Annotated in this window: 1 protein-coding gene and 1 pseudogene; both read left to right on the plus strand. The window is 73.2% G+C overall.

Features of this window, described 5'->3' with window-relative positions; genetic code table 11:
* Positions 1-29 precede the first annotated feature (29 nt).
* On the plus strand, positions 30-13,367 hold the full coding sequence (locus ACZ4W9_RS22255) for a type I polyketide synthase (RefSeq protein ID WP_467938418.1): 13,338 nt from the start codon (positions 30-32) through the stop codon (positions 13,365-13,367).
* A gap of 86 nt (positions 13,368-13,453) precedes the next feature.
* Positions 13,454-18,820, plus strand: a pseudogene (locus tag ACZ4W9_RS22260) (type I polyketide synthase); the annotation flags it as partial.
* Positions 18,821-18,877 lie beyond the last annotated feature (57 nt).

An 18,877-nucleotide genomic window follows, 5' to 3' on the forward strand; every position in this document is an offset into this window, starting at 1 on the left:
ACCGCCCTGCCCCGAAGGTTTGCAGCATCATGCGAGATTCCTCCCAGGCCCGCGCCCGGCTCACGTCCGACACCTCCGCCGACACCGCCACCGACGCGTCGGCCGGCACCGTCACCGGCACGTCGGCCGGCACCTCCGGCGGCACCGGGGCCGCCTCCCCGGACGCTTCGCCGACCGAGGCCATCGCCGTCGTCGGCATGGCCTGCCGGCTGCCCCGGGCGTCGGGCCCCGACGCGTTCGCCCGGCTCCTGCGCGACGGCGTCGACGCCGTCCGGGAAGTCCCCGCCGACCGCTGGGACGCGGCGGAGCACACCGGCGAGACGACGGACACGCCCGGCGCGGGCACCCGGTGGGGCGGCTTCCTCGACGACGTGGACCGGTTCGACGCGGCCTTCTTCGGCATCTCCCCGCGCGAGGCCACCGCGATGGACCCGCAGCAGCGGATCACGCTGGAACTCGGCTGGGAGGCGCTGGAGGACGCCGGGATCCTCCCGGAGTCGCTGCGCGGCACCGACACGGGCGTCTTCGTCGGCGCGATCTGGGACGACTACGCCACGCTCGCCCGCCGCCGGGGCACCACAGGCATCACCCCGCACACCCTCACCGGCCTCCAGCGCGGCATCATCGCCAACCGCCTGTCCTACGTCCTCGGCCTGCGCGGACCCAGCATGACCGTGGACAGCGGCCAGTCCTCCTCCCTCACCGCCGTCCACCTGGCCTGCGAGAGCCTGCGCGGCGGCGAGACCCGCGTCGCCCTCGCCGGCGGCGTCAATCTCGACCTGGTCCCCGAAAGCGCCCTGACCGTCGCCGAGTTCGGCGCCCTCTCGCCCGACGGCCGCTGCTTCACCTTCGACAGCCGCGCGGGCGGCATCGTGCGCGGCGAGGGCGGCGGCCTCGTCGTCCTCAAGCGGCTGTCCGACGCGCTCGCCGACGGCGACCGCGTCCACTGCCTGATCCGGGGCAGCGCCGTCAACAACGACGGCGGCGGCGACAGCCTCGCCAGCCCCAGCCGCGAGGCCCAGGCCGACCTGCTGCGCCGCGCCTACCGCAACGCCGGAGTGCGCCCGGCGGACGTCCGGTACGTCGAACTGCACGGCACCGGCACCCGGGTCGGCGACCCGATCGAGGCCGCCGCCCTCGGCGAGGTGCTCGGCGCCGGACGGCCGGCCGACGCCCCGCTGCTCGTCGGCTCGGTCAAGACCAACATCGGGCACCTGGAAGGCGCCGCCGGCATCGCCGGTCTCCTCAAGACCGCGCTCGCCCTCAAGCACCGGGAACTCCCCCCGAGCCTCCACTTCCGCACCCCCCACCCGGACATCCCGCTGGCCGAGCTGCGGCTGGAGGTCCGCACGGAGAACGGCCCCTGGCCGGGGGGCGACGGCCCGCTGATCGCCGGCGTCAGCTCCTTCGGGGTCGGCGGCACCAACTGCCATGTGGTGCTGGAGGACTGGCGGCAGGACGCGGAGGCAGACGGTGCCGGCGACGCACCGTCCCCGGACCGGGCCGCCCCCTCCGCCGGGACCGAGTCCGCCGGGACCGAGTCCGCCGGGACCGAGTCCGCCGGGACCGAGTCCGCCGGGACCGAGTCCGCCGGGACCGACTCCGCCGGGACCGAGTCCGCAGAAGCCGGTTCCGCCCCCGTACCGTGGCCGATCTCCGCCAAGACCGAGGCGGCCCTGCGCGGGCAGGCCCGGGCGCTGCTCGACCGGCTGGACGACACCGTGTCCCCGGCGCACATCGGCCACTCCCTGGCCACCACCCGTACCGCCTTCCCGCACCGGGCCGTCCTCCTCGGCACCACCACCGAGGACTTCCGCGTCCGCCTGACCGACCTGGCCGCCGGCCGCCCCGCCACCGGACTCGTCCAGGGCGTCGCCCCCCGCGCGACGGGCCGACCCGTCTTCGTCTTCCCCGGCCAGGGATCCCAGTGGGCCGGCATGGCCGTCGGCCTCATGGACACCTCGCCGGTCTTCGCCGAACACATCCGGCGCTGCGAACAGGCGCTCGCCCCGCACGTCCCCTGGTCGCTCACGCACGTGCTGCGCGGCGCCAGCGAGACCGACCCCGAGCTGTCCCTCGACCGCCTCGACGTCGTCCACCCGGTCCTGTTCGCGGTGATGGTCTCCCTCGCCGCGCTGTGGCGCTCCCACGGCGTCGAACCCGGAGCCGTCGTCGGCCACTCGCAGGGCGAGATCGCCGCCGCGCACGTGGCCGGCGCGTTCTCCCTGGAGGAGGCGGCCCGCGTGGTCGCCCTGCGCAGTAAGGCGTTCGCGCTGCTGGCCGGGACCGGCGGCATGGCCTCGGTCGCGCTGCCCGCCGCCGAGGTGGCGGACCTCCTCACCCCGTGGGCCGACCAGCTGTCCATCGCCGCGATCAACGGCCCCCGCGCGGTCACCGTCTCCGGTGACGTGCCCGCCCTGCACGAGCTGATCGCCCAGTGCGAGAACCGGGACATCCGCGTCCGCCTGCTGCCCATCGACTGCGCCGGCCACTCCGCGCACGTCGAGCGGATCCGCGAACCCCTGCTGGACCTGCTCGGCACCGTGACCCCCAAGTCCGCCGAGGTGCCGTTCTACTCGACCGTCGAGGGCCGCTGGCTGGACACCGCCGGGCTCGACGCCCGGTACTGGTACCGCAACTCCCGGCGCACCGTCGGCTTCGAACCCGCCGTACGGGCCCTCGCCGAAGCCGGACACGAGACGTTCATCGAGGTCAGCCCGCACCCCATCCTCGCCGCCGGCATCCAGGAGACCGTGGAGGACGCCTCCTCCACCAAGGCACTCGTCGTCGGCTCCCTGCGGCGCGGCGAGGGCGGCCCCGAGCGGATGCTCACCGCCCTGGCCGAGGCGTCCGTGCACGGTGTCGCCGTCGACTGGTCCACGGCCTACGCCGGCACCGGCGCCCGCCGCGTCGACCTGCCCACCTACGCGTTCCAGCGCCGCCGGTTCTGGCTGGACGCACCGGCCGCCACCCGCACCGCGCCGACCACCCCCGGCACACCGGCGCCCGTCCCCGAGGCGGACGACGACACCGCCGTCGAAGAGACACCGCTGCGCGAGCGGTGGGCCGCGCTCGGCGAGAAGGCGAGCCACGACGCGGCCCTCGACCTGGTCCGCACCCACCTCGGCATTGTGCTCGGCACCGACGGAACCGACGAGATCGACATCGAGGCATCCTTCCGCGAGCTGGGCTTCGACTCGATGATGGCCGTCGAGCTGCGGAACCGGCTGAACACGGCGACGGGGCTGCGGCTGCCGAGCACGGTCGTCTTCGACCACCCGTCGGCCGCCGCCCTCGCCCGCTTCCTGCGCGCCGAACTGCTCGGGCTGTCCCCGGCCGACCCGCAGACCGCCCCGCCGGTCCCCACGGGCGACGCCGACGCCGACACCGAGCCGGTGGCGATCGTGGGGATGGGGTGCAGGTTCCCGGGTGGTGTGGGTTCGCCGGAGGAGTTGTGGCGGCTGGTGGTGTCCGGTGCGGACGCCGTGTCGTCGTGGCCGACGGACCGGGGCTGGGACGTGGAGGGGTTGTACGACCCGGATCCGGACGCGGTGGGCAAGTCGTATGCGCGGTCGGGCGGGTTCCTGTACGACGCGGCCGAGTTCGACGCCGGGTTCTTCGGTATCTCGCCGCGTGAGGCGCTGGCGATGGATCCGCAGCAGCGGTTGCTGCTGGAGACGTCGTGGGAGGCGTTCGAGCGGGCGGGCATCGACCCGGCGTCGCTGCGCGGCAGCCGCACCGGCGTCTACGTCGGCGCCATGGTCCAGGAGTACGGCCCCCGCCTCGCCGACGCCACCCCCGAGAGCGAGGGCTACCTCCTCACCGGCACGCACGGCAGCGTCACCGCCGGCCGGTTGTCGTACACGTTCGGTCTGGAGGGGCCGGCGGTGACGGTCGATACGGCGTGTTCGTCGTCGTTGGTGGCGCTGCACCTGGCGGTGCAGGCGTTGCGGCGGGGTGAGTGCTCGATGGCGCTGGCGGGCGGTGCCACGGTGATGTCGTCGCCCGGCCTGTTCGTGGAGTTCAGCAGGCAGCGGGGGCTGGCTGCGGACGGCCGGTGCAAGGCGTTCGCGGAGGGTGCGGACGGTACCGGCTGGGCCGAGGGTGTGGGTGTGCTGGTGGTGGAGCGGTTGTCGGACGCGCTGCGGCTGGGTCATCCGGTGCTGGCCGTGGTCCGGGGGAGTGCCGTCAACCAGGACGGTGCGAGCAATGGGCTGACGGCGCCGAACGGGTTGTCGCAGCAGCGGGTGATCCGGCAGGCGTTGGCGGATGCCCGGCTGAGCCCGGCGGACGTGGACGTGGTCGAGGCGCACGGAACCGGGACGCGGCTGGGCGACCCCATCGAGGCCCAGGCGCTCATCGCCTCCTACGGGCAGGAACGGCCGGATGAACACCCGCTGTTCCTGGGGTCGTTGAAGTCGAACATCGGGCATGCTCAGGCGGCCGCGGGTGTGGGTGGGGTCATCAAGATGGTGATGGCGCTGCGGCACGGTGTGCTGCCGAAGACCTTGCATGTGGACGCGCCGTCGTCGCATGTGGACTGGTCGGCGGGTGCGGTGGAGCTGCTGACCGAGGAGCGGGACTGGCCCGCGCTCGACCGGCCGCGCCGGGCCGCCGTCTCGTCCTTCGGCATGAGCGGGACCAACGCCCATGTGATCGTGGAGCAGGGTCCCGAGCCGGAGGCCACCGTCTCCGTCGAGTCTCAGGGGCTGCTTCCCTGGGTGCTGTCGGGCAAGTCGGAGGGGGCGTTGCGGGCGCAGGCGGAGGTTCTGCGTGCGTATCTGGCCGGGCGTGCTGATGTGGATCTGGCTGGTGTTGCGGCTGGGTTGGTGGGGTCGCGGTCGGTGTTCGAGCACCGGGGTGTGGTGGTCGGGCAGGACCGGGATGAGGTGTTGGCGGGTCTGGGGGCGTTGGCGTCGGGGGGTGTGGCGCCGGGTGTGGTGACGGGGGTCGGTGTCGCCGGTCGGCGTGTGGTGTTCGTCTTCCCTGGTCAGGGGTCGCAGTGGAGTGGTATGGCGGCTGGGTTGTGGGGGTCGTCGGGGGTGTTCGCGGGGGCGATGGAGCGGTGTGAGGCTGCGTTGGCTCCGTTCGTGGACTGGTCGTTGTCGGCGGTGGTGCGGGGGGAGGAGGGTGCGCCGGGGCTGGACCGGGTGGATGTGGTGCAGCCGGTGTTGTTCGCGGTGATGGTGTCGTTGGCGGAGTTGTGGCACTCGTGTGGTGTGGAGCCGGCCGCTGTGGTGGGGCATTCGCAGGGTGAGATCGCGGCTGCGGCGGTGTCGGGTGCGCTGTCGCTGGAGGACGCGGCGCGGGTGGTGGCGTTGCGGAGTAAGGCGTTGGGTGTGCTGGCGGGGCGGGGCGGGATGGTGTCCGTGGCGCTTCCCGTCGAGCGGGTCCGGGGTCTGCTGGGTGCGGGGTTGTCGGTGGCGGCCGTCAACGGGCCGGCTTCGACGGTGGTCTCCGGTGACGTGGAGGCGCTGGAAGCGTTGCTGGCCCAGTGTGAGGCGGATGGTGTGCGGGCCCGCCGTATTCCTGTCGACTACGCCTCGCACTCCGCTCATGTCGAGCGGATCCGCGAGGAGTTGCTGGAACTGCTGGAGCCGGTGCGGCCCCGCGCGGGTCAAGTGCCGTTCTACTCCTCCGTCACCGGACAGGTGCTGGAGGGCTCGGAGCTGGACGGGGAGTACTGGTACACGAATCTGCGGCAGACGGTCGACTTCCATGGTGCGACGAAGACTCTGCTCGCGGATGGGTTCGACGTGTTCGTGGAGTCGAGTGCGCATCCGGTGCTGACGGCGTCGGTGGAGGAGAGTGTCGAGGAGGCGGATGCCGAGGCGGTCGTGCTCGGCACGCTGCGCCGTAATGAGGACGAGCAGCGGCGGTTCGCACTCGCCCTGGCGGAGGCGTTCGTCGCCGGGCTGGACATCGACTGGGGCTTCGAGGGTCGCGCGCCGGACTTCCATGACCTGCCGACATATGCCTTCCAGCGGGAGCGGTACTGGCTCGACGGGTCGGCCGGTGCTGGGACCCCGGATGTCGGGGACCCGGAGGAGAACCGGTTCTGGGCGGCCGTGGACCGGGAGGACCGGGCGGAACTCGCCGAACTGCTCGGCGTGGACGAGGCCGCCCGGCTGGACGAGGTCATGGGGCTGCTCGGTCCCTGGCGCCGGGACAACCGGGAGCGCACCGAGACCGACGCCTGGCACTACCGCGTGGACTGGCGGCCGGTGCCCGAGACACGGTCGGTGTCGCTCGGCGGCGTCTGGCTGCTGGCCGTACCCGGCGGTGCCTCGGCCCCTCCGTGGGCGGAACCGGTCGAAGAGGCCCTGTCGGCGGCCGGCGCCCGGGTCGTACGGCTGACCGTGGAGGCGGACGACGACCGGGAGCGGCTGGCCCGGCGGGTCACCGAAACGCTCGGCGGGCTCGGCGGCGTCACGCCGGCCGGAGTCCTCGCCCTCCCGGACCCGGCCGACCCGGCGGATGCGGCGGGCCCGGATGTCCGGACGCTCACGGCCGCCCCGGCCCGCGCGCTGCTGCTGATCCAGGCGCTCGGCGACGCCGCCGTGTCCGCGCCCCTGTGGTGCCTGACCAGCGGAGCCGTCCAGGTGCCCGGCGCCGGGACGGCGGTACGGCCCGACCAGGCACAGGTGTGGGGCCTCGGCCTGGTGGCCGCGCTGGAGCACTCCGAGCGCTGGGGCGGCCTGGCCGACCTGCCCGAGACCCCCGACCCGAGGGTGCTGCGCGCGCTGTGCGGCGTACTCGCCGGGAAGCGGGGCGAGGACCAGCTCGCGCTGCGTCCGTCCGGGGTGTTCGCCCGGCGGCTGGTACGGGTCGCCCGCAAGACACCGCACGGCCGCCCGGCCTGGCAGCCGCGCGGAACCGTCCTGATCACCGGCGGCACCGGTGGTGTCGGCCGCCGCTTCGCCCGTCGGCTCGCGGCCGACGGCGCCGCGCACCTGGTCCTCACCAGCCGCCGGGGCCGCTCCGCGCCCGGCGCCGAGGAACTGGAGGCCGAGCTGACGGCCCTGGGCGTACGGGTCACCCTCGCGGCCTGCGATGTCGCGGACCGGGACGCGCTCGCCGCGCTCGTCGCCCGGGTCACCGCCGACGGCGAGCCCGTGCGCGCGGTCGTCCACGCGGCCGGTACGACCGAGACCGCGCCGCTCGCCGAAACGGACCTGGACCTGCTGGCCCGGCTCACCTCCGCGAAGGTGCTGGGCGCCCACCACCTGGACGACCTCTTCCGCGACACCGACCTGGACGCGTTCGTCCTCTTCTCCTCCGGCGCCGGCATCTGGGGCGGCGGCGGACAGGGCGCGTACGCGGCGGCCAACGCCTACCTCGACGCGCTCGTCCTGCGGCGCCGGGCCCGCGGACGGACCGCCCTGTCGGTGGCCTGGGGTCTGTGGGGCGGCGGCGGAATGGCCGCCGGCGAGGTCGGCGACCGGATCCTCAGCCGGGGCGTGCGGGTCATGGACCCGGACCGGGCGGTCGCCGCGCTCGCCCCCGCCACGGCGGGCACGGACCCGACCCGGATCGTCGCCGACATCGACTGGGAGGTCTTCGCACCCCAGTTCACCGCCGTAAGGCCCGCCCCGCTGCTCTCCGACCTGCCCGAGGTGCGGGAGGCGCTGGCCGGGCCGGACGGCACGGAGGCGGGACCGGCCGCCGGCACCGCCTCCTCGACGCTGCTCGACGGGCTGAGCGAGGCGGAGCAGTACCTCGCCGTGCTGGACCTGGTCCGCGCCCAGGCCGCCGCGGCGCTCGGCCACAGCGCGCCGGACGCCGTCGAGGCCGACCGCGCCTTCCGGGAGCTGGGCTTCGACTCGATGATGGCCGTCGAGCTGCGGAACCGGCTGAACACGGCGACGGGGCTGCGGCTGCCGAGCACGGTCGTCTTCGACCATCCGTCGGCCGCCGCCCTCGCCCGGTTCGTGCGCGCCCGGCTGCTGGGGCTGTCCGGGGACCCGGCCGAGGTGGAACCCTCGCCGCCGATGCTCCCGGGTGATGCCGGCTCCGACGCCGAACCGGTGGCGATCGTGGGCATCGGCTGCCGCTACCCCGGCGGCGTCGGCTCCCCGGAGGACCTGTGGCGGCTGGTCGTCACGGGAACGGACGCGGTGTCGGGCTTCCCCGACGACCGCGGCTGGGACCTGGAGGGGCTGTACGACCCGGACCCGGACGCGGTGGGCAAGTCGTACACCCGGTCCGGTGGCTTCCTGTACGACGCGGCCGAGTTCGACGCCGGGTTCTTCGGTATCTCGCCGCGTGAGGCGCTGGCGATGGATCCGCAGCAGCGGTTGCTGCTGGAGACGTCGTGGGAGGCGTTCGAGCGGGCGGGCATCGACCCGGCGTCGCTGCGCGGCAGCCGCACCGGCGTCTACGTCGGCGCCATGGTCCAGGACTACGGCCACCGCCTGCACCAGGGCACGGCCGAGACGGAGGGCCACATTCTGACCGGCACCACGGGAAGCGTGGTCTCGGGCCGGCTGTCGTACACGTTCGGCCTGGAGGGGCCGGCCGTCACCGTCGACACCGGATGCTCCTCCTCCCTGGTCACCCTGCACCTCGCGGTGCGTGCGCTGCGCAGCGGTGAATGCTCCCTGGCCCTGGCCGGCGGAGTGACGGTCATGCCGACCCCCGGCCCCTTCATCGAGTTCAGCAGGCAGCGGGGGCTGGCTGCGGACGGCCGGTGCAAGGCGTTCGCGGAGGGTGCGGACGGCACGGGCTGGGCCGAGGGTGTGGGTGTGCTGGTGGTGGAGCGGTTGTCGGACGCGCTGCGGCTGGGTCATCCGGTGCTGGCCGTGGTGCGGGGCAGCGCGGTCAATCAGGACGGTGCGAGCAATGGGCTGACGGCGCCGAACGGGTTGTCGCAGCAGCGGGTGATCCGGCAGGCGCTGGCGGATGCCCGGCTGAGCCCGGCGGACGTGGACGTGGTCGAGGCGCACGGGACGGGGACGCGGTTGGGCGACCCCATCGAGGCCCAGGCGCTGCTGGCCACCTACGGTCAGGAACGGTCCGGCGACATGCCCCTGTTCCTGGGCTCGTTCAAATCGAACGTCGGCCACACGCAGGCGGCTGCGGGTGTGGGTGGGGTCATCAAGATGGTGATGGCGCTGCGGCACGGTGTGCTGCCGAAGACCCTGCATGTGGACGCGCCGTCGTCGCATGTGGACTGGTCGGCGGGCGCGGTGGAGCTGCTGACCGAGGAGCGGGACTGGCCCGCGCTCGACCGGCCGCGCCGGGCCGGTGTGTCCGCGTTCGGCGTCGGTGGGACCAACGCACACGTCGTCATCGAACAGCCGCCCGTGACCACGCCTGACGACTCCGGGTCCGAGGACGGTGCACCCGGTGTGGTGCCCTGGGTGGTGTCGGGCAAGTCGATGGGGGCGTTGCGGGCGCAGGCGGAGGTTCTGCGTGCGTTCGTGGCCGGGCGTGCTGATGTGGATCTGGCTGGTGTTGCGGCTGGGTTGGTGGGGTCGCGGTCGGTGTTCGAGCACCGGGGTGTGGTGGTCGGGCAGGACCGGGATGAGGTGTTGGCGGGTCTGGAGGCGTTGGCGTCGGGGGGTGTGGCGCCGGGTGTGGTGACGGGGGTCGGTGTCGCCGGTCGGCGTGTGGTGTTCGTCTTCCCTGGTCAGGGGTCGCAGTGGAGTGGTATGGCGGCTGGGTTGTGGGGGTCGTCGCGGGTGTTCGCGGGGGCGATGGAGCGGTGTGAGGCCGCGTTGGCTCCGTTCGTGGACTGGTCGTTGTCGGCGGTGGTGCGGGGGGAGGAGGGTGCGCCGGGGCTGGACCGGGTGGATGTGGTGCAGCCGGTGTTGTTCGCGGTGATGGTGTCGTTGGCGCAGTTGTGGCGCTCGTGTGGTGTGGAGCCGGCGGCTGTGGTGGGGCATTCGCAGGGTGAGATCGCGGCTGCGGCGGTGTCGGGTGCGCTGTCGTTGGAGGACGCGGCGCGGGTGGTGGCGTTGCGGAGTAAGGCGTTGGGTGTGCTGGCGGGGCGGGGCGGGATGGTGTCCGTGGCGCTTCCCGTCCATGAGGTTCAGGGTTTGCTGGGTGAGGGATTGTCGGTGGCCGCCGTCAACGGGCCCGCCTCGACGGTGGTCTCCGGTGACGTGGACGCGCTGGAAGTGCTGTTGGCGCGCTGTGAGGCCGATGGTGTGCGGGCCCGTCGTATCCCGGTCGACTATGCCTCGCACTCCGCTCATGTCGAGCGGATCCGTGAGGAGTTGCTGACACTGCTGGAGCCGGTGCGGCCTCAGGTGGGTCAAGTGCCGTTCTACTCCTCGGTCACCGGTCAGGTGGTGGACGGCTCCGAGCTGGATGCCGGGTACTGGTACACGAATCTGCGGCAGACGGTCGACTTCCATGGTGCGACGAAGGCTCTTCTCGCGGATGGGTTCGACGTGTTCGTGGAGTCGAGTGCGCATCCGGTGCTGACGGGGTCGGTGGAGGAGAGTGTCGAGGAGGCGGATGCCGAGGCGGTCGTGCTGGGCACCCTGCGTCGCAACGAGGACGAGCAGCGGCGGTTCGCCCTCGCCCTGGCGGAGGCGTTCGTCGCCGGGCTGGACATCGACTGGGGCTTCGAGGGTCGCGCGCCGGACTTCCTTGACCTGCCGACGTATGCCTTCCAGCGGGAGCGGTACTGGCTTGAGCCGGTCCCGTCCGGTTCGGGTGATCCGGCTGGTCTGGGTCTGGAGGGGCTTGGGCACGGTTTGCTGGGTGTGTTGGTGCCGGTGCCGGATTCCGATGGTGTGGTGCTGACGGGGTCGGTGTCGTTGCGGTCGCGGCCGTGGCTGGCCGAGCACGCGGTGTTCGGTACGGCGTTGCTTCCGGGCACGGCCTTCGTGGAGATGGCCCTCCGCGCCGGGGCCGAAGCCGGCACCCCCGTGGTGCGGGACCTGGTGCTGGAGGCACCGCTGCTGGTGCCGGACCAGGGTGAGGTACGGCTCCACGTGAGCGTGGGCGGTGCGGACGAGGACGGTTGCCGAACACTGGTGGTGCGCTCCCGTACCGACGGGGAGTGGACCGTGCACGCCCGGGGTCTCCTGGCTCCCCAGGCCGTGGACGAGCCCGTCCTCCCGCCTGTGGCGTGGCCGCCGGTGGGCGTGGAACGGGTGGATGTCTCGGCGTTGTACGAGGAGTTCGGTGCCGCCGGGTATGACTATGGGCCTCTTTTCCGGGGTGTGCGTGCTGTGTGGCGCGGGGCCGGGGAGGTGTTCGCGGAGGTCGAGTTGCCGTCCGGTGGCGGTGAGGGCTTCGCGTTGCATCCGGCGTTGCTGGACGCGGCCTTGCACGCGCTGGTGCTGATCGATCCGGATGCGGATGGTGTCGGCGAGCCGAGGCTGCCGTTCTCGTGGGCGGGGGTGTCGCTGGTGTCCTCCGGTGCGAGGGCGCTGCGGGTCCGGATCGCCGGGGCGGGTGAGGGCGCGGTGTCCCTGTCGGCGACCGATACGGCGGGACGGCCGGTGGTGTCCGTGGACTCCCTGGCGCTGCGCGCCGTCGGCCCCGAGCAGCTGCGGGCCGGGCAAGAGGGCCTGTACCGGGTGGAGTGGCAGCCGGTTGTGGCCGCGCCCACGACCGGTGGTGACCACCTGGTCCTGGGCGCCGACCTGGACCTGGCCGCTCTCGGTGACTCCGTGCCCGGCATCGTCGTGGCCCCCGTCGTGACGGGTGAGGTCTCGGAGGAGGATCGCCTGGCCGGGGAGGCGCGAGCGGTCACCGGGCGGGTGCTCGGACTGGTGCAGCGGTTCCTGGGCGAGGAGCGGTGGTCGTCGTCGCGGCTGGTGGTCGTCACCCGGGGTGCGGTGGCGGTGCGGCCGGGCGAGGATGTGCCGGACCTGGCGGCCGCCCCGGTGTGGGGGCTGGTGCGCTCGGCGCAGCGGGAGCATCCCGACCGGCTGTGGCTGGTCGACGGCGCCGACGAGGCGAAGGCCGCGTCTCTCGCCGTAGGAGACGAACCTCAGTTGGCGGTGCGGGACGGCGCGTTGTTCGCGCCGAGGCTGGTGCGGCACCGTGCTTCCGCGGCGGACGCGGGCGCGGGCCTGGGCGGGACGGTGTTGCTCACGGGTGGTACCGGCACCGTGGGTGCCCTGGTGGCCCGGCATCTGGTCGTCGCGCACGGTGTGCGGCATCTGCTGCTGACCAGCCGGCGTGGTGAACAGGCGCCGGGTGTCGCTGAGTTGGTGTCCGAGCTGGCCGGGTTGGGTGCCGGGGTGACGGTCGTCGCCTGTGATGTGGCGGACGCCGACGCGCTGGCCGGTGTGCTGGCGGGGATCCCGGAGGACCGGCCGCTGTCGGCGGTGGTCCACGCGGCGGGTGTGCTGGAGGACGCCGTGGTCACCGGGCTGACGCCCGGTCATCTGGACCGGGTGCTGCGGCCGAAGGTCGACGCCGCGCTCAACCTGCACCGGCTCACCCGCGACCACCCCCTCAAGGCGTTCATCCTCTTCTCGGGAGCGGCGGCCACCTTCGGGAGCGCCGGACAGGCGCACTACGCGGCGGCCAACATGTTCCTGGAGGCGCTGGCGGCACACCGCGCGGCGGCCGGGCTGCCCGGAACGGCCCTCGGCTGGGGCTTCTGGGCCGAGCGCAGCGAGATGACGGAACACCTCGACACGGTCGCGATGCGCCGCATCTCCGGGATCGGCCTCGCCGAGATGACCTCGGAGCAGGGGCTCGGACTCTTCGACGCGGCGGTCGCCGCCGGGCAGGCGTTCGTCCTGCCCGCCCTGCTCAACGAGGCGAGCCTGCGGGAGCAGGCCGCCGCCGGCAGCCTGCCGGCCCTCCTGCGGGAACTGGTCCGCAGGCCCGTACGGCAGGCCGCCACCCCGGCGGACACCGGTCCGGTCACGGACGCCGGCACGCTGGCCGAGCGGCTGGCGGTGGCCCCCGAGGCGGAGCGGACGGAGCAACTGCGCGCCCTGGTCTGCGCCCAGGCCGCCGGGGTCCTCGGCCACGCGTCGGCGACCGCCGTCCAGGCCCACCAGACCTTCAAGGAGCTGGGGTTCGACTCCTTGGGCGCGGTGGAACTGCGCAACCGCCTGATGAGGGCCACGGGTCTGCGCCTGTCGGCCACGCTGGCCTTCGACTACCCGACACCGGCCGCGCTCGCCGACCACCTGTGGGACGCGCTGCGGCCGGACGAGGAGACATTGGCCGACCGGGTGCTGGGCGACCTCGACGAACTGGAGTCCGCGCTCGCCACGCTGGCCCCCGACGAACAGGCCCGCGACCGCGTCCTGAGCCGGATGCAGCAACTCGTCGCCAAGCACCTCGATGCCGATCCCGCCGCCGACGGCGAACCGTCGGGCGCGGAACGGTTCGACGCGGCCAGCGACGACGAACTGTTCGACTTCCTCGACAAAGGCATCTGACACCGGGGCCGGCCGACGGACCGCCAGGACTTTCACGCAAGGGGGAGAAAGTGAACACCGAGGACAAACTGCGCTCGTACCTCAAGCAGGCTGCCGCCGATCTGCACGACACCCGTGAGCGCCTGCGCAAGGCGCAGGATGACGCCCACGAGCCGGTGGCGATCGTGGGGATGGGGTGCAGGTTCCCGGGTGGTGTGGGTTCGCCGGAGGAGTTGTGGCGGCTGGTGGTGTCCGGTGCGGACGCCGTGTCGTCGTGGCCGACGGACCGGGGCTGGGACGTGGAGGGGTTGTACGACCCGGATCCGGACGCGGTGGGCAAGTCGTACGCGCGGTCGGGCGGGTTCCTGTACGACGCGGCCGAGTTCGACGCCGACTTCTTCGGTATCTCACCCCGTGAGGCGCTGGCGATGGATCCGCAGCAGCGGTTGCTGTTGGAGACGTCGTGGGAGGCGTTCGAGCGGGCGGGCATCGACCCGGCATCCCTGCGCGGCAGCCGCACCGGCGTCTACATGGGCCTGATGTACCAGGACTACGGGTCCCGGATCGGCAAGGCCCCCGAGGAACTGGAGGGCTACCTCCTCAACGGCAGCGCGGGAAGCATCGCCGCCGGCCGGTTGTCGTACACGTTCGGTCTGGAGGGGCCGGCGGTGACGGTGGACACGGCGTGTTCGTCGTCGTTGGTGGCGCTGCACCTGGCGGTGCAGGCGTTGCGGCGGGGTGAGTGCTCGATGGCGCTGGCGGGCGGTGCCACGGTGATGTCGTCGCCCGGCCTGTTCGTGGAGTTCAGCCGACAGCGCGGTATGTCCCCCGACGGGCGGTGCAAGGCGTTCGCGGAGGGTGCGGACGGTACCGGCTGGGCCGAGGGCGTGGGCGTCCTCGTCGTGGAGCGGTTGTCGGACGCGCTGCGGCTGGGGCATCCGGTGCTGGCCGTGGTGCGGGGGAGTGCCGTCAACCAGGACGGTGCCAGCAACGGGCTGACCGCGCCGAACGGTCCTTCGCAGCAGCGGGTGATCCGGCAGGCGCTCGCCGACGCCCGGCTCACGGCCGCCGATGTGGACGCCGTGGAGGCGCACGGGACGGGGACGCGGCTGGGTGATCCGATCGAGGCGCAGGCGCTGCTGGCGACCTACGGTCAGGAGCGGACCGCCGAACAGCCGCTGTTCCTGGGGTCGTTGAAGTCGAACATCGGGCATGCTCAGGCGGCCGCGGGTGTGGGTGGGGTCATCAAGATGGTGATGGCGCTGCGGCACGGTGTGCTGCCGAAGACCCTGCACGTGGACGCGCCGTCGTCACACGTGGACTGGTCGGCGGGCGCGGTGGAGCTGCTGACCGAGGAGCGGGACTGGCCTGCGGTCGAGCGGCCGCGCCGGGCCGGTGTGTCCGCGTTCGGGGCCAGTGGCACGAACGCCCATGTGATCGTGGAGCAGGGTCCCGAGCCGGAGGCCACCGTCTCCGTCGAGTCCCGGGGGCTGCTTCCCTGGGTGGTGTCGGGGAAGTCGGAGGGGGCGTTGCGGGCGCAGGCGGAGGTTCTGCGTGCGTATGTGGCCGGGCGTGCTGATGTGGATCTGGCTGGTGTTGCGGCTGGGTTGGTGGGGTCGCGGTCGGTGTTCGAGCACCGGGGTGTGGTGGTCGGGCAGGACCGGGACGAGGTGTTGGCGGGTCTGGAGGCGTTGGCGTCGGGGGGTGTGGCGCCGGGTGTGGTGACGGGGGTCGGTGTCGCCGGTCGGCGTGTGGTGTTCGTGTTCCCTGGTCAGGGGTCGCAGTGGGTGGGGATGGCGGCTGGGTTGTGGGGGTCGTCGGGGGTGTTCGCGGGGGCGATGGAGCGGTGTGAGGCCGCGTTGGCTCCGTTCGTGGACTGGTCGTTGTCGGCGGTGGTGCGGGGGGAGGAGGGTGCGCCGGGGCTGGACCGGGTGGATGTGGTGCAGCCGGTGTTGTTCGCGGTGATGGTGTCGTTGGCGGAGTTGTGGCGCTCGTGTGGTGTGGAGCCGGCGGCTGTGGTGGGGCATTCGCAGGGTGAGATCGCCGCTGCGGCGGTGTCGGGTGCCCTGTCGTTGGAGGATGCGGCGCGGGTGGTGGCGTTGCGCAGTAAGGCGTTGGGTGTGCTGGCGGGGCGGGGCGGGATGGTGTCCGTGGCGCTTCCCGTCGAGCGGGTTCGGGGTTTGCTTCGTGAGGGGTTGTCGGTGGCGGCCGTCAACGGGCCGGCTTCGACGGTGGTCTCCGGTGACGTGGAGGCGCTGGACACGTTGCTGGCCCAGTGTGAGGCGGATGGTGTGCGGGCCCGCCGTATCCCTGTCGACTACGCCTCCCACTCCGCTCATGTCGAGCGGATCCGCGAAGAGTTGCTGGAACTGCTGGAGCCGGTGCGGCCTCAGGCAGGGCGGGTGCCGTTGTACTCGTCGGTGACGGGCCAGGTCGTCGACAGCTCGGAGCTGGATGCCGGGTATTGGTACACGAATCTGCGGCAGACGGTCGACTTCCATGGTGCGACGAAGGTTCTTCTCGCGGATGGGTTCGACGTGTTCGTGGAGGTGAGTGCGCATCCGGTGCTGACGGCGTCGGTGGAGGAGAGCGTCGAGGAGGCGGATGCCGAGGCGGTCGTGCTGGGCACCCTGCGTCGCAACGAGGACGAGCAGCGGCGGTTCGCCCTCGCCCTGGCGGAGGCCTTCGTTGCCGGGCTGGACATCGACTGGGGTCTTGAGGGCCGGATGTCGGACTTCCTGGAGTTGCCGACGTATGCCTTCCAGCGGGAGCGGTACTGGCTTGAGCCGGTCCCGTCCGGTTCGGGTGATCCGGCTGGTCTGGGTCTGGAGGGGCTTGGGCACGGTTTGCTGGGTGTGGTGGTGCCGGTGCCGGATTCCGATGGTGTGGTGCTGACGGGGTCGGTGTCGTTGCGGTCGCGGCCGTGGCTGGCCGAGCACGCGGTGTTCGGTACGGCGTTGCTTCCGGGCACGGCCTTCGTGGAGATGGCCCTCCGCGCCGGGGCCGAGGTCGGTGCCGGGGCCGTGGAGGAACTGGTGCTGGAGGCACCGTTGCTGCTCGCGGACGAGGAGGACGTCCGTCTGCACGTGAGCGTGGCCGGCGCGGACGACTCCGGACGCCGTGCGGTCGTCGTCCGCTCCCGCTCCGGGGACGAGGAATGGACCGTCCACGCGCGCGGAGTCGTCGCACCCCCCGCCCCCGGCGAGCAGGCGGCTCCCGTCGTCTGGCCGCCGGTGGGCGCCGAGCCGGTGGATGTCTCGGCGTTGTACGAGGAGTTCGGTGCCGCCGGGTATGACTATGGGCCTCTTTTCCGGGGTGTGCGTGCTGTGTGGCGCGGGGCCGGGGAGGTGTTCGCGGAGGTCGAGTTGCCGTCTGATGGCGGTGAGGGCTTCGCGTTGCATCCGGCGTTGCTGGACGCGGCCTTGCATGCGCTGGTGATGATCGATCCGGATGCGGATGGTGTCGGCGAGCCGAGGCTGCCGTTCTCGTGGGCGGGGGTGTCGCTGGTGTCCTCCGGTGCGAGGGCGCTGCGCGTGCGGATCGCCGGGGCGGGCGAGGGCGTGGTCTCCGTGTCGGCGACCGACACGGCGGGACGGCCGGTGGTGTCCGTGGACTCCCTGGCGCTGCGCGCCGTCAGCCCCGAGCAGCTGCGGGCCGGACAGGAGCACCTCTACCGCCTGGAGTGGCAGCCGGTCCCGGTCGCGCACACCACCGCCGACGGCTACCTCGTCCTCGACCCCGACCTGGACCTCCCGACCCTCGGCGAGCCGGCGCCCGGCATCGTCGTGGCCCCCGTCGTGACGGGTGAGGACGGCGTGGCCGGGGAGGCGCGGACGATCACCGCTCGAGTCCTGGCGCTGGTGCAGCGCTTCCTGAGCGAAGAGGCTTGGGCTTCCTCGCGGCTGGTGGTCGTCACCCGGGGTGCGGTGGCGGTGCGGCCGGGCGAGGATGTGCCGGACCTGGCGGCCGCCCCGGTGTGGGGGCTGGTGCGCTCGGCGCAGCGGGAGCACCCCGACCGGCTGTGGCTGGTCGACGGCGCCGAGCCGGACTCGGTGCCCACGCTGCCGCTGGAGCAGGAGCCCCAATTGGCGGTGCGGGACGGCGCGCTGTTCGCGCCGAGGCTGGTGCGGCACCGTGCTTCCGCGGCGGACGCGGGCGCAGATCTGGGCGGGACGGTGTTGCTCACGGGCGGTACCGGCACCGTGGGTGCCCTGGTGGCCCGGCATCTGGTCGTCGCGCACGGTGTGCGGCATCTGCTGCTGACCAGCCGGCGTGGTGAACAGGCGCCGGGTGTCGCTGAGTTGGTGTCCGAGCTGGCCGGGTTGGGTGCCGGGGTGACGGTCGTCGCCTGTGATGTGGCGGACGCCGACGCGCTGGCCGGTGTGCTGGCGGGGATCCCGGAGGACCGGCCGCTGTCGGCGGTGGTCCACGCGGCGGGTGTGCTGGAGGACGCGGTGGTCACCGGGCTGACGCCCGGTCATCTGGACCGGGTGCTGCGGCCGAAGGTCGACGCCGCGCTCAACCTGCACCGGCTCACCCGCGACCACCCCCTCAAGGCGTTCGTGCTGTTCTCCTCCGCGGCCGGTGTGCTCGGGAGCCCCGGGCAGGGCAACTACGCGGCGGCCAACGTGTTCCTGGACGCCCTCGCCGCGCACCGTGCCGCGGCCGGGCTGCCCGCGCTGTCCCTGCCGTGGGGGCTGTGGAGCGAGCGCAGCGAACTGACGGCGTCGGTCACCGAGGCGGGCGGGTCCGGGGTGCTGGGCCTGTCCTCCGAGGAGGCGCTGAGGCTCCTCGACGCGGCGTGGGGTTCCGCCGAACCCGTGCTGGTGCCGGTCCGCCTCGACCACGCGGCGCTCCGCCGCCAGGACGCGCTGCCGCCGGTGCTGCGGCACGAGGTGCGCCGCCCCGGGAACGCCGGGCGGACCGCCGTACGGGCCGCGACCACGCCCACGTCCGCCCGGGAACGGCTGCTCGGGCTGCCGGAGGAGGAGCGCGGGGCGGCCCTGCTGGACCTGGTGCGCACCCACGCCGCCGCCGTGCTGGGGCACACCGCGACCGGTTCGGTGACGGCGGAACGCGCCTTCAAGGAGCTGGGCTTCGACTCGCTCACCGCCGTCCAGTTGCGCAACCGGCTGAGCGCGGCGACCGGGGTGAAGCTCCCGCCGACCGTCGTGTTCGACCACCCGACCCCGGCCGACCTGGCCGACCACCTCCACGGCGAGCTGTTCGGCGCCGGTGAGGAGTCGCGCACCGACTCCGTCGGCGTCCTGGCGGAGCTGGACCGGCTGGAGGGCGCCCTGCTGTCCTCCGCCGCCCGGCTCGCGGACCCGGAGCAGGTGTCGTCCCGGTTGCGCGCCCTCGCCGCGAAGCTCGCGGGCGCGGGCGGCGGCGGTGCGGACATCGACCAGGAAATCGCCTCGGCCACAGCCGATGAGCTGCTCGGCCTCATCGACAAGGAATTCGGCTCCGTGTGACCCGGACCCGTCCCAGGCGATGAGCGGCACCTTCCACGTGATCTTCGAAAGGCATTG

Source organism: Streptomyces sp. NPDC029296 (assembly GCF_055569255.1).

Excerpts from the sequence above, each read along its gene's own strand:
- ACZ4W9_RS22255 (WP_467938418.1), top strand. The coding sequence starts at position 30 with ATGCGAGATTCCTCCCAGGCCCGCGCCCGGCTCACGTCCGACACCTCC.